The sequence below is a fragment of the Martelella sp. genome (genome assembly GCF_984369615.1).
Map to the genome: position 1 here is coordinate 1 of NZ_CFHTCS010000125.1, position 11,395 is coordinate 11,395.

The following is an 11,395-nucleotide window of genomic DNA, read 5'->3' on the forward strand; positions in this document are numbered from 1 at the left end:
TCGGCGTTTCCTCCTGGCCCGGCGGAACGGCGACCCCGGGATCAATGGCGGCGAGTTCGCCGAGCGGGCGGTCGGGCATCAGCACTTCCGTGCCGAGCATCGGCTCTTCGCCTTTCTCTCCGATCTTTTTCGGATCGGCGAAAAGCTGGTCCAGCAGATAGGACATGCCGGGCACGACGAACAGGTAGAGATAGTCCCCGGCCCTGAGGTTGCCGGCATAGAAATAGCGCATGGACAACCCGTCGCGCACGACGAGCGAGGGGATCGCCCAGCGCGGAATGAGCGCGCCTTCCAGCACCGGCGCGCCATCGGCGAGGCGATAGACGAGCAGCTCGTGCTTGGCATTGCCGGGCAGGTCGATCTCGACGGTCTCCAGCGCGCCGCTCGCCTTGGGCTGAACGAGTTTCAGCAGACGGGCGACGGGGCCGAGCAGCCAGCCCTGCAGGACGAGCGAGACCAGCACCATGATGAAGACGATGTTGAAATAGAGCCCGGCATCTTCCAGCCCGTAGATTGCCGGCAGGATGGCGAGCAGGATCGAGGCCGCGCCGCGCAGGCCGATCCAGGCAATGAAATTCGTTTCGCGCGGGCGATAGTCGAAGAAGGAGAGACAGAGCCAGACCGCGAGCGGACGGGCGATGAAGACGAGGAACAGCGCGAGCCCCAGCGCCGGAACAAGGATTTCCGGGAAATTGCGCGGCGTGGCGAGAAGGCCCAAGAGCAGGAACATGATGATCTGGGCAAGCCAGGTCATGCCCTCCTGGAAGCGGCGGATGGAGCCGGAATAGCGCACCCGCTGGTTGCCCGCGACAAGACCGGCGATATAGACCGCCATGAAGCCGCTGCCGCCGGCCGCGCCCGTTGCCGAGAAGACCAGAAGCGCGACGGTGAGCACCAGGATCGGCGCGAGGCCGCGATTGAGCCCGAAGGAATTGGCGATCAGGATCGTCAGCACGCCGCCGGCAAGCCCGAAGAGGAGGCCGAAGCCGATCTCGCGGACAAAATGGAGCGCCACGGCAAGCGTTTCCTCCGCGCCGGAACCCTGCACCGAAAGCATGGAGACGAGCGTCATGGTGAGGAAGATCGCCATCGGGTCGTTGATGCCGGATTCCACCTCGAGCGTGGAACTGACCTTGTCGACCACGTGAATGCCGCCGATGCGCATCAGGAAAAACACCGCAGCTGCATCCGTCGAGGCGACGATGGCGCCGAGCAGGAAGCCCTCGAGCAGGGAAAGGCCGAGGATGAAGCTGGCCGCGAGCGCCACCAGGCCGGCGGTCAGAAGTACGCCGACCGTTGCCAGCAGGATCGCCGGCGCGGCCGTTCTGCGAAAGGTCTTGAAGGAGGTGCCGAAGCCCGAATCGAACAGGATCACGGCAAGGGCGAGCGAGCCGACATAGAAGGTGAGCGCATCATTGTTGAACTCGATGCCGAAACCGTCGGTGCCGCCGAGCAGACCGACGCCGAGAAAGAGCAGCAGCAGCGGCGCGCCGAAGCGATAGGCCAGCGCGCTGGACAGCGCGGCGATGAGGACGAGCGCGGAAAAGACCATCACCGCGAGATAGAATGTCGTCAATCGTCTTCCCTTCCGGCCGGCGGCCGGCACGCTTTGCAAATCCCTGATTTGACAGGCCAGATAGTGCGCGGGGGCCGGCTTTTAAAGTCCGGGCGGCGTGCGGCAGTCATGGATGTTTTTGTTTTGTTCACTTTTCTCTGGAAGGCTTGGGGCAACATCGATAGGGTGAGACGCATGGAAAAGACGATTCGTATTCTCGGCATCGATCCGGGCCTTCGCCGCACCGGCTGGGGCGTGATAGAGACGCTCGGCAATTCGCTGAAATTCGTCGCCTCCGGCACGGTAACGACGGATGGTCAGATGGACCTTGCCTCGCGTCTCAGGCAGTTGCATGACGGGCTCTCGGAGGTCGTGCACGGGCAGCGGCCCGACGAGGCGGCGGTGGAGCAGACCTTTGTCAACAAGGATGCGGTGGCGACGCTGAAGCTCGGCCAGGCGCGCGGCATCGCGCTTCTGGTGCCTTCTCTTGCCGGCCTGCATGTTTCCGAATATGCGCCGAACGCGGTGAAGAAGGCGGTGATCGGCGTCGGCCACGGCGACAAGGAGCAGATCCACATGATGCTGAAGGTCCTGATGCCGAAGGTTCAGTTCAAGGGCAGCGACGCGGCGGATGCGCTGGCGATCGCCATCTGTCACGCGCATCACCGCGGCGCGAACCGGATGATGAAGGCGGCATTGGCCGGATAGGAACAGGCGAGCATGATCGGCAAGTTGAAGGGCGTGATTGACGAGATCGGCGACGACCATGTGCTCGTCGATGTCCATGGCGTCTGTTATGTGGCTTTCTGTTCGGCGCGCACGCTCTCGCGCATCGGTTCGCCGGGCGAGGCCGTGACGCTGGTGATCGAAACCTTCGTGCGCGAGGATCAGTTGAAGCTCTATGGTTTCATCAGCGCCGAGGAGCGCGGCTGGTTCAACCTGCTGCAGAGCGTGCAGGGGGTCGGAACCCGGGTGGCGCTCGCCCTCCTGTCGACGCTTTCGGCAGGCGAGGTGGCAAACGCCATCGCGCTTGGCGACAAGACAGCGGTCTCGCGCGCGCCGGGCGTCGGGCCGAAGGTTGCGACGCGCATCGTCAACGAGCTGAAGAACAAGGTGCCCGCCGGCCTTTCCATGGGCGACAGCGAGGGCGTCGCCTTCCGCCAGGATGTGGGCGAGGGAAAGGCGCCGGCGGCCGTCTCCGACGCGATTTCCGCGCTCTCCAATCTCGGCTATTCGCGCGACCAGGCCGCGGGCGCGGTTTCCGCCGCGCTGAAAAAGGCAGGCGAGGACGCCGACAGTGCCGTCCTTATTCGTCTGGGGTTGAAGGAATTGGCGAGTTGATCCTTTCATGCTAATGCTGTCCTTGCAGGGTGTTAAATGTAAGGACACGTGGCGATGAGCGTCTACTACGGCACCATGACATCGAAGGGGCAGACGACTGTTCCCGCCGAGATCCGGGCGATCCTCAATCTCCATCCCGGCGACCGCATACGCTATGTCGTGCGCGACGGCGAGATTGTCATGAAGGCCAAGAATAAGCGGGCGATCGACCTCAAGGGTCGGTTTCACGACCCCGAAAGGGAGACGATTTCGACGGAAGAGATGGAGGATATCGTCGGAGAGGCAATTGCAACGCATGTGGCCGAGCGTTCATGATCGGTCTCGATACGAATGTCCTCCTGAGGTTGGTATTGCAGGATGACGAAAGTCAGTCGCAGGCCGTGAACGACCTGATCCGGCAATTGCCGGAGAAGGGGCCAGGCTTTATCAATTGTATCACGCTGATGGAGTTTGCCTGGTTTCTGCGCAAGCGCCTTGGCGTTTCGCGGGACGATGTCTCGCTGGCGATCGGCGACCTTCTCGAGGCGAGCGACATTGAAATGGAAGATGAACGTCTGGTCGAGAGCGCCCTTGATCTGATGCGGCAGACGAGTGCCGAATTTGCCGATATCCTGATCGCGCTCAGGAACGAACAGGCGGGATGTCGCGTCACGATGACGCTGGACAAGACCGCCGCGGCTGCAATTCCGGGAATGGAACTTTTGAAATGAGCGAACCCGAACGCCTGATATCGCCCGAGACCCGCGTCGAAGATCTCGATGCCGCCATGCGGCCGCAGACGCTGGATGATTTTACGGGCCAGGCGGAGGCGCGGGCGAACCTGAAGATCTTCATCGAGGCAGCCAAAAGGCGCGGCGAAGCGCTGGATCACGTTCTCTTCGTCGGCCCGCCGGGGCTCGGCAAGACCACGCTGGCGCAGATCATGGCCAAGGAACTCGGCGTCAATTTCCGCGCCACCTCGGGGCCGGTGATCGCCAAGGCCGGCGATCTGGCCGCGCTTCTGACCAATCTAGAAGAACGGGACGTGCTGTTCATCGACGAAATCCACCGGCTGAACCCGGCCGTCGAGGAAATTCTCTATCCGGCGATGGAAGATTTTCAGCTCGACCTGATCATCGGCGAGGGGCCGGCGGCCCGCTCGGTCAAGATCGATCTGTCGAAATTCACGCTGGTGGCCGCCACCACCCGGCTCGGCCTTCTGACGACGCCGCTGAGGGACCGGTTCGGCATTCCCGTCCGGCTCAATTTCTACACGGTCGAGGAGCTCGAGAGCATCATCCGTCGCGGCGCGCGGCTGATGGGGCTCGGCATGAGCGATGACGGCGCGCGCGAAATCGCCCGTCGGGCGAGGGGGACGCCGCGCATTGCCGGACGGCTGCTCCGCAGGGTGCGCGACTTTGCCGAGGTGGCCGACGCCACCGAAGTCTCGCGCATAATTGCCGACGAGGCGCTGACGCGGCTCGAGGTCGATCATATGGGCCTCGACCAGCTGGACCGGCGCTATCTCAACATGATCTGCCAGCATTTCGGCGGCGGTCCGGTCGGCATCGAGACGATCGCGGCCGGGCTTTCGGAGCCGCGCGATGCCATCGAGGATATCATCGAGCCCTATATGATCCAGCAGGGCTTCATCCAGCGCACCCCGCGCGGCCGGGTGATGACGGCGACCGCCTGGAAACATCTCGGCCTCAATCCGCCGAAGGAAGTCGACCAGTTCCGGCTGTTTGACGAGGGCGAGTAGCGATCGGGGACGAGAGACCGGCCTCAGACCGCGATCATCTCCACCTTCTTCTCGACGAAACGCAGCGCGACTTCGCCGTTGAGAAGTTGCAGGGCCGGCTCGCCGAAAAGCTTGCGTCGCCAGCCCTTCATCGCTTCGACATCGGCCTCCTCGCCCTCCGCCGCGATCCTGTCGAGATCGTCGGACGAGGCGATGACGCGGGCGGCGACCTGGTTCTGCTCGGCGACGATCTTGAGCAGCACCTTGAGAAGCTCGGCTGCCGCGGCGGCGCCCTCGGGCAGTTGCGGCTGGCGCGGTATGCGCGGCAGTTCCGCCTTGGGGATGTCGAGCGCCGATCTGACCGCCGCCATCAGCGCGGAGGCCGGCTGCGAACGCTCCCAGCCCTTCGGGATCATGCGCAGCCTGGCGAGCGCTTCCGGCTCGGTCGGGTGCTGCTGGGCGATCTCGTAAACGGCGTCATCCTTCAGCACCCGGCGGCGGGGCACGTTGCGATCGCGCGCTTCGCGCTCGCGCCAGGCGGCGACGGCCTGCATCACCGCGAAATCGATCGGCTTCTTGATCCGGAGTTTCAGCCGCGTCCACGCCTGCTCGGGCGGCAGATCGTAGGTTGCCGGCGATTCCAGGATCGCCATTTCCTCGTCCACCCAGTCGGTCCGGCCTTCGCGGGAGAGTTCTTCCTTCAGTTTCAGGTAGACGTCGCGCAGATGGGTGACGTCGGCCAGCGCATAGGACAGCTGCTTGTCGTCGAGCGGACGGGCGCGCCAGTCGGTAAAGCGCGACGACTTGTCGATATGGGCCCCCGTCAGCCGTGAGACGAGCTGGTCGTAGGAGATCGAATCGCCGAAGCCGCAGACCATGGCCGCCACCTGCGTGTCGAACAGCGGCGCCGGCAGCAACCCGCCCATATGATAGACAATCTCGAGATCCTGGCGGGCGGCGTGAAACACCTTGACCACGGACGGGTCGGCCATCAGTTCGAAGAACGGCTTCAGGTCGATGCCCCTGGCCAGCGGGTCGACGAGCACCTCCATGTCCGGACTTGCCATCTGGATCAGGCAGAGTTCCGGCCAGAAGGTGCTTTCGCGGATGAATTCAGTGTCGACGGTGACGAATTCGGATCTGGCGAGCTTGGCGCAGGCCTCTTCAAGTGCGGCAGTGGTTTCGATCATCAGGACATATCGGTCGTTGGGTTTCGCCATCTTTCCTTGGCCTTTAGGGCGATGATGTCAAGGCATGGCGAAAAATGGCGCAGGGAAAAGGGCGCTTGCGGGCCTCGCGCCGGCGGTAAAGCTTGCTGTTGCGCGCCCGATGTGGTTTAGCAGCGTCCAAACGGCTTTGCCTTGACAAAGAGGGCCTGCCATGCGCTTTTCCGCCGGAATTCACCGCGAAGCCCGGCGCGGAATGCCGCCTGCCTGCCTTCCAGAACCTTTTACGGATAAGACTATGCACCGCTATCGCAGCCATTCCTGTGCCGCCCTCAAGAAGTCCGACGTTGGCCAGACCGCCCGCCTTTCCGGCTGGGTGCACCGCGTGCGCGACCATGGCGGCGTGCTCTTCATCGACCTGCGCGACCATTACGGCATGACCCAGGTGGTCGCCGATCCGGATTCGCCCGCCTTTTCCAATGCGGAGAAAGTGCGCGGCGAGTGGGTGATTCGCGTCGACGGCAAGGTGCGCGCACGCACCGAAGAGACGGTGAACCCGAACATGGCGACCGGCGAGATCGAGCTTTACGCCGAGGAGATCGAGGTTTTGTCGGCCGCGAAGGAGCTGCCGCTGCCGGTTTTCGGCGAGCCGGAATATCCGGAAGACCTGCGTCTGAAATACCGCTTCCTGGACCTTCGCCGCGAAACGCTGCACGCCAATATCGTCAAGCGCACCAAGATTATCGCCGAAATGCGCAGGCTGATGGGCGAGGCCGGCTTCACCGAATATTCGACGCCGATCCTGACGGCCTCCTCGCCGGAAGGCGCGCGCGACTTTCTCGTGCCGAGCCGTATCCATCAGGGCAAGTTCTACGCCCTGCCGCAGGCGCCGCAGCAGTACAAGCAGCTGCTGATGGCCTCCGGTTTCGACCGCTATTTCCAGATCGCGCCCTGCTTCCGCGACGAGGATCCGCGCGCCGACCGCCTGCCGGGCGAATTCTACCAACTCGACCTGGAAATGAGCTTTGTCGAGCAGAATGACATTCTGGAAACGATGGAGCCGGTGCTGCGCGATGTGTTCAAGGCCTTCGCCAACGGCAAGCCGGTGACCGAAGAGTTCCCGCGCATTCCCTATGACGTTGCCATGCGCAAATACGGCTCCGACAAGCCGGACCTGAGAAACCCGATCGAGATGGAAGCCGTGACCGAGCATTTTGACGGTTCGGGCTTCAAGGTCTTCGCCGGGATGATCGCCAAGGATCCGAAGGTCGAGGTCTGGGCCATTCCGGCCAAGACCGGCGGCTCCCGCGCCTTCTGCGACCGGATGAATTCCTGGGCGCAGGGCCAGGGCCAGCCGGGCCTCGGTTACATCTTCTGGCGAAAGGAAGGCGAGGAGGTGACCGGCGCCGGTCCGCTCGCCAAGAATATCGGTCCCGAACGCACCGATGCGATCCGCGCGCAGCTTGGCCTGGAAGACGGTGACGCCTGCTTCTTCGTCGCCGGTCGTCCGGACCAGTTCGTCCGCTTTGCCGGCGAGGCGCGCACGCGCGTCGGCGACGAACTGGGCCTGACCGACAAGGACCGCTACGCGCTGTGCTGGATCGTCGACTTCCCCTTCTACGAATGGAACGAGGACGAAAAGCGCATCGACTTTGCCCACAACCCCTTCTCCATGCCCCAGGGCGGCATGGAAGCGCTGAAGGCGGCCGATGGCGACGAAGGCCTTCTGGCGCTGAAAGCCTTCCAGTACGACATGGTCTGCAACGGTTTCGAGATCGCCTCGGGCGGCATTCGCAACCACTCGCCGGAGACCATGGTTGCGGCCTTCGGCCACGCCGGTCTCGGCGCCGATGTGGTCGAGGAGCGCTTCGGCGGCCTCTACCGCGCCTTCCAGTACGGCGTTCCGCCCCATGGCGGCATGGCGGCCGGCATCGACCGCATCGTGATGCTGCTCGTCGGCGCGAAGAACCTGCGCGAGGTCACGCTGTTCCCGATGAACCAGCAGGCGCAGGATCTTCTGATGTCGGCGCCTGCCGAGGCGAGCCCGGCGCAGCTGCGCGAGCTTGGCCTGCGCATCCTGCCGCAGAAGAAGGACTGAGTTCTTCTGATCTCGACTGAGATTATGCGACGGCGGCCCGCGAAATCAGGCCGCCGTCTTTTTTTGTGCCTCGATGTCCCGGCGCGGCGGCGCGCCGAAGGCGCGTGCATATTCGCGGCTGAACTGGGACGCGCTCTCATAGCCGACAGCAAAGGCGGCCGCCTCGGCATTCTCGCCTTCGGAAAGCATCATGCGGCGTGCTTCCACAAGTCGCGTCTGCTTCTGGTATTGCAGCGGCGTCATGCCGGTGATCGCCTTGAACTGACGATGGAAGGCTGACGGGCTGAGCCGGGCAATCGTGGCCAGTTCCTCAACGCGGACCGGTTCCGCATACCGTTTTCTCAACACATGGATGGCCTCGATGACACCGCGCTTGTGCCCCGGGGCCGAGCAGAATGCGGGCTATGTCGCCGCCGTTTGGCCCGCGCAGAAGCCGGTAGCAGATCTCCCGCATGATGCCGGGATAAAGGATGGCGGCTTCTTCCGGCGCCTCGGCAAGATCGAGCGCGCGTGAAACGCTGGCGACCAGCGCCGGAGCGCAATCGATCACATGGGCAGCAACGGCCGAACCGCCGCTGGGCAGCGGTGGATCGTCCATATTCTCCAGAACGGCAAGCATTGCATCGGGATCAAGTTCGACAACGGCGGCGAGATAGGGTGCGTCCAGGCTTGCCGCGACGACCCGGCTGCTGCCGGGCATGGTTACAGAGGCAACCAGCGCCTGTCCCGCTCTGTAGTCATAGCGCCTGTTGCCGAACATCGTCCATTTTTCCCCCTGAAGCACAAAGCACAGCGCGGGTTTATGGATTGTGTGCGAGGCCTTGTTCGCCTCCGTGAACCGGAGCAGGCAGAACCCATCGATCCCGGTTTCGTAGACGCCGTCGCGCGTGTTTTCGCGTGTCAGACGCTCGACTCGCTCTGCCAGTCGATCGGTCATTGGCGCATCTCCCGTGGTTTCATTCGAGATAGGGATTGTGCAGGAATAGGCAAGAAACGCTGCCGATCCGACATTCGAATTTGTCCGCTCCGGCCGTATTTTCCGGGCTTCGAAAACAAGGAGCACATCATGACTTTTGAGATGACGGCGGAAGGGCAGCACCCGGTCGCGATTATCACCGGCGGCAGTCGCGGGCTTGGTCGCAGCACTGTATTGAGCCTTGCGGAGCAGGGTGTTTCCACGATCTTCACCTATCACTCGAACCGGGAGGAAGCGGAAAAGGTTGTCGCACTGGCAAACGCTTCGGGAAGCCAGGCCGTCGCGTTGCAGCTCGACACTTCGGCGCCTGCGGGCTTCGTGTCCTTCAAGGCCCAGGTCCAGGAGGCGCTCGCCGGATTGGGCGTCAGCCGCTTTGATTATCTGGTCAACAATGCCGGAACCGGATTGCACAAGACGATCGAGACCACAACGGAAGACGAGCTCGATGCCGTCTACAACATCCACTTCAAGGGCGTTTTCCTGCTGACCCAGGCGCTGTTGCCGTTAATGAATGATGGCGGGCGGATCGTGAACGTCTCTTCGGGCCTGACCCGTTTCTCCTTCGCCGGCAGCGCGGCCTACGCAGCGATGAAGGGTGCGGTGGAAGTGCTGACCCGCTATCTGGCGCGCGAACTCGGCGAACGCGGCATTGCCGCCAATACCGTCGCCCCCGGCGCGATCGCGACGGACTTTTCCGGCGGCATGGTTCGCGACAATCCGGAGGTCAACGCCATGGTCTCTGGCAATACGGCGCTTGGTCGGGCCGGCGAACCGGAGGATATCGGTCCGATGATCGCGGCCCTGCTTCAGCCGGCCAACCGCTGGGTCAACGGCCAGCGCATCGAGGTCTCGGGCGGCATGCTGCTTTGAGCGAAAAAAAGCCCCGGTAGGTCTTCTGCCGGGGCTTGCAACAGGGCCTATTCGTTCGCCGTGACCTGAAGGTTCAGGAGCTTCGGGATCGATTGCGGCGCGGCCGCGCCCGCCATGACGACGGCGAGGATCGGCATCTGCATCTGCGGCTTGATGGAGACGGAGAAATTCTGCGGATCGGAGAAATAGGCGCCGACGGCGGTCGTCACCATGTCGGCAAGGTCCGGAACATTCATCTCCGCAAGGCTCTTGCCGAGATCGACCTCGATCTTGTCGGCCATTTCCTCGGCCGTCAGATCCTCCTTCTCCGCTGCATATTGCAGCGCCCGCGTGGTGATCGAATCATCGACGAAGCTGATGGCGAGTTCCGAAACACCGATCTTCTGGCCGAGCTCGAGGAGGTATTGCTGATAGGGGCTTTCGGCCTCGCCGTCTTCGGCGGCCTGCATGTCCTGCGGGTCGGCGGGCGCTTCCGCCGCGAGCCGTTGCAGGGTCTCGATGGTCTCGAGCGTCAGCCCGGTCATGGCAAATCGGATATTGAGCGCGCCGACATCCTCGACCGCGATCTCATAGGTTGAAAAATCGAGATCGCCGGACGTCGTGTCCCAATCGCCGATGATGGTGACGTCGGCGTTCATCGTCATCAGGTCGAGCGCGGTCAGCGTCGCGCGCGCATCCTCTTCCATGTCGTCCAGCCCGGAAAGATCGATCGCGATGCCGGACACATTGGCAAGGAAGCTCGCCTTGCTGTCATCCGCGCTGAAAGTCTGGTTGCCGGTGGCGCTTGCGATGGTGACGATCTGATGGCCTTCGCTTGTGAAGGTGATGTCGGACGCTTGCGTGGAGCCCGCATAGCTCCAGCCGGCGAAGGCCTCCAGATCCGGCGTTGCCGGGACCTTGATGTCGCCCTGGATCAGCGATCCGATGGCGATCTCGAAGTCGTCGCCGGCAAAGGCCATGTCGAAAGCCGAAACCTTGTCGATCGTGTAGCCGCCGCTGCCGTCTTCCTTCACGCCTTCGAAATTCAGCGTCATCGGCGCGACCTGCTCCATCTCGCTGAACTCCTGCGCGCGCTCAGGGTCGGCGCTGTAGACCACGCCGGAGACCGTCAGGCCGCCGTCAGGGCCTTCCTCGACATCGTCATAGGTGAAAGTGACGCCGCCCTGCGCCTTCGAGGCGGCATTGAGCTTGGCGAGCATGTCCTCTCCATCGAGCGCGAAGGCGGGAACCGACATCGCTGCGAGGACGCTGCCGGCGAGAAGAAGGTGGCGGAAAGGCGCTTTGTGCATGGTGTCACTCCCGGGATTGGTCTGATTCTCGTTGATGTTATTCGGCATATAAGACTGAAATGCAATTGTGCCAGAAAAGATGTGGCCGCAGGCCGCCGGCTCGCCCGGCGCAAGGGCGGGTTTTGTGGCCGGAGGCCCTTGTTTTCAGGGGATTGGCCGCCTTCCCGCCTTGCGGGAGCCGGTTGCATCCTCTAACACAACCCCTATGGGAAACGAAATTCTTCCGCCGGATGACGGCGACAACCACATCGATGCCGTGGACCTGCGCAAGGCGCTGGAAGAACGCTATCTCGCCTATGCGCTGTCAACGATCATGCACCGCGCCCTGCCGGATGTGCGCGACGGGCTGAAGCCCGTGCACCGCCGCATCATCCACGGCA

Annotated in this window: 12 protein-coding genes; 7 read left to right on the forward strand and 5 right to left on the reverse strand. The window is 63.2% G+C overall.

The window, feature by feature from the left end; all coding sequences use genetic code 11:
• The coding region (locus AC5DC2_RS11715; RefSeq protein ID WP_491698602.1) for a potassium/proton antiporter at positions 1-1,576 on the reverse strand (1,576 nt) is incomplete at its 3' end.
• Between the two features lie 174 nt (positions 1,577-1,750).
• Between AC5DC2_RS11715 and ruvC the strand changes: the two genes are divergently transcribed.
• From ruvC to ruvB, 5 genes are read left to right on the forward strand one after another with little or no spacing between them, the layout of a single operon-like run.
• Positions 1,751-2,263 carry a crossover junction endodeoxyribonuclease RuvC gene (gene ruvC, locus AC5DC2_RS11720; RefSeq protein ID WP_491698603.1) on the forward strand — a complete coding sequence of 171 codons (513 nt, stop codon included), beginning with the start codon at positions 1,751-1,753 and terminating at the stop codon, positions 2,261-2,263.
• A 12-nt stretch (positions 2,264-2,275) separates the two neighbouring features.
• Positions 2,276-2,896, forward strand: coding sequence for a Holliday junction branch migration protein RuvA (ruvA, locus tag AC5DC2_RS11725; RefSeq protein ID WP_491698604.1), 621 nt, complete (start codon positions 2,276-2,278; stop codon positions 2,894-2,896).
• 54 nt (positions 2,897-2,950) lie between these two features.
• Complete coding sequence (locus tag AC5DC2_RS11730) at positions 2,951-3,211, forward strand: AbrB/MazE/SpoVT family DNA-binding domain-containing protein (protein ID WP_024708152.1); 261 nt, start codon at positions 2,951-2,953, stop codon at positions 3,209-3,211.
• The gene (locus tag AC5DC2_RS11735) at positions 3,208-3,606 is read left to right on the forward strand and encodes a type II toxin-antitoxin system VapC family toxin (protein ID WP_491698605.1); all 399 of its coding nucleotides are present in this window, start codon (positions 3,208-3,210) and stop codon (positions 3,604-3,606) included. Before AC5DC2_RS11730 ends, AC5DC2_RS11735 begins: the two co-directional genes overlap by 4 nt.
• The gene (gene ruvB / locus AC5DC2_RS11740) at positions 3,603-4,637 is read left to right on the forward strand and encodes a Holliday junction branch migration DNA helicase RuvB (protein WP_024708154.1); all 1,035 of its coding nucleotides are present in this window, start codon (positions 3,603-3,605) and stop codon (positions 4,635-4,637) included. The genes AC5DC2_RS11735 and ruvB overlap by 4 nt, the downstream gene beginning before the upstream one ends.
• 23 nt (positions 4,638-4,660) lie before the next feature.
• Here the strand turns inward: ruvB and rnd are convergent, their stop codons facing one another.
• Positions 4,661-5,806: a ribonuclease D gene (gene rnd, locus AC5DC2_RS11745; protein WP_024708155.1), complete on the reverse strand. Its 1,146-nt coding sequence runs from the start codon at positions 5,804-5,806 to the stop codon at positions 4,661-4,663.
• A gap of 274 nt (positions 5,807-6,080) precedes the next feature.
• On the opposite strand from rnd, the gene aspS reads away from it, so the two are divergent.
• Complete coding sequence (gene aspS, locus AC5DC2_RS11750) at positions 6,081-7,880, forward strand: aspartate--tRNA ligase (protein WP_491698606.1); 1,800 nt, start codon at positions 6,081-6,083, stop codon at positions 7,878-7,880.
• Between the two features lie 45 nt (positions 7,881-7,925).
• On the opposite strand, the gene AC5DC2_RS11755 is transcribed toward aspS, so the two are convergent.
• The gene (locus tag AC5DC2_RS11755) at positions 7,926-8,228 is read right to left on the reverse strand and encodes a helix-turn-helix domain-containing protein (RefSeq protein WP_491698607.1); all 303 of its coding nucleotides are present in this window, start codon (positions 8,226-8,228) and stop codon (positions 7,926-7,928) included.
• Positions 8,191-8,817 carry an AraC family transcriptional regulator gene (locus tag AC5DC2_RS11760; RefSeq protein ID WP_491698608.1) on the reverse strand — a complete coding sequence of 209 codons (627 nt, stop codon included), beginning with the start codon at positions 8,815-8,817 and terminating at the stop codon, positions 8,191-8,193. The genes AC5DC2_RS11755 and AC5DC2_RS11760 overlap by 38 nt, the downstream gene beginning before the upstream one ends.
• A gap of 129 nt (positions 8,818-8,946) precedes the next feature.
• Here AC5DC2_RS11760 and AC5DC2_RS11765 point away from each other — a divergent pair, with 129 nt between their 5' ends.
• Positions 8,947-9,726 (forward strand): SDR family NAD(P)-dependent oxidoreductase, encoded by a 780-nt coding sequence (locus AC5DC2_RS11765; RefSeq protein WP_200334461.1) that lies wholly within the window; start codon positions 8,947-8,949, stop codon positions 9,724-9,726.
• Between the two features lie 47 nt (positions 9,727-9,773).
• Here the strand turns inward: AC5DC2_RS11765 and AC5DC2_RS11770 are convergent, their stop codons facing one another.
• Positions 9,774-11,015, reverse strand: a complete 1,242-nt coding sequence (locus AC5DC2_RS11770; protein WP_491698609.1) for an aq_1923 C-terminal domain — start codon at positions 11,013-11,015, stop codon at positions 9,774-9,776.
• Positions 11,016-11,395 lie beyond the last annotated feature (380 nt).

Bases quoted from the DNA above. Each gene is read 5' to 3' on its own strand.
- rnd (WP_024708155.1), bottom strand. From the start codon at position 5,806: ATGATCGAAACCACTGCCGCACTTGAAGAGGCCTGCGCCAAGCTCGCC.
- aspS (WP_491698606.1), top strand. From the start codon at position 6,081: ATGCACCGCTATCGCAGCCATTCCTGTGCCGCCCTCAAGAAGTCCGAC.
- AC5DC2_RS11735 (WP_491698605.1), top strand. From the start codon at position 3,208: ATGATCGGTCTCGATACGAATGTCCTCCTGAGGTTGGTATTGCAGGAT.
- AC5DC2_RS11765 (WP_200334461.1), top strand. From the start codon at position 8,947: ATGACTTTTGAGATGACGGCGGAAGGGCAGCACCCGGTCGCGATTATC.
- AC5DC2_RS11760 (WP_491698608.1), bottom strand. From the start codon at position 8,817: ATGACCGATCGACTGGCAGAGCGAGTCGAGCGTCTGACACGCGAAAAC.
- AC5DC2_RS11730 (WP_024708152.1), top strand. From the start codon at position 2,951: ATGAGCGTCTACTACGGCACCATGACATCGAAGGGGCAGACGACTGTT.
- ruvB (WP_024708154.1), top strand. From the start codon at position 3,603: ATGAGCGAACCCGAACGCCTGATATCGCCCGAGACCCGCGTCGAAGAT.
- ruvC (WP_491698603.1), top strand. From the start codon at position 1,751: ATGGAAAAGACGATTCGTATTCTCGGCATCGATCCGGGCCTTCGCCGC.
- ruvA (WP_491698604.1), top strand. From the start codon at position 2,276: ATGATCGGCAAGTTGAAGGGCGTGATTGACGAGATCGGCGACGACCAT.
- AC5DC2_RS11770 (WP_491698609.1), bottom strand. From the start codon at position 11,015: ATGCACAAAGCGCCTTTCCGCCACCTTCTTCTCGCCGGCAGCGTCCTC.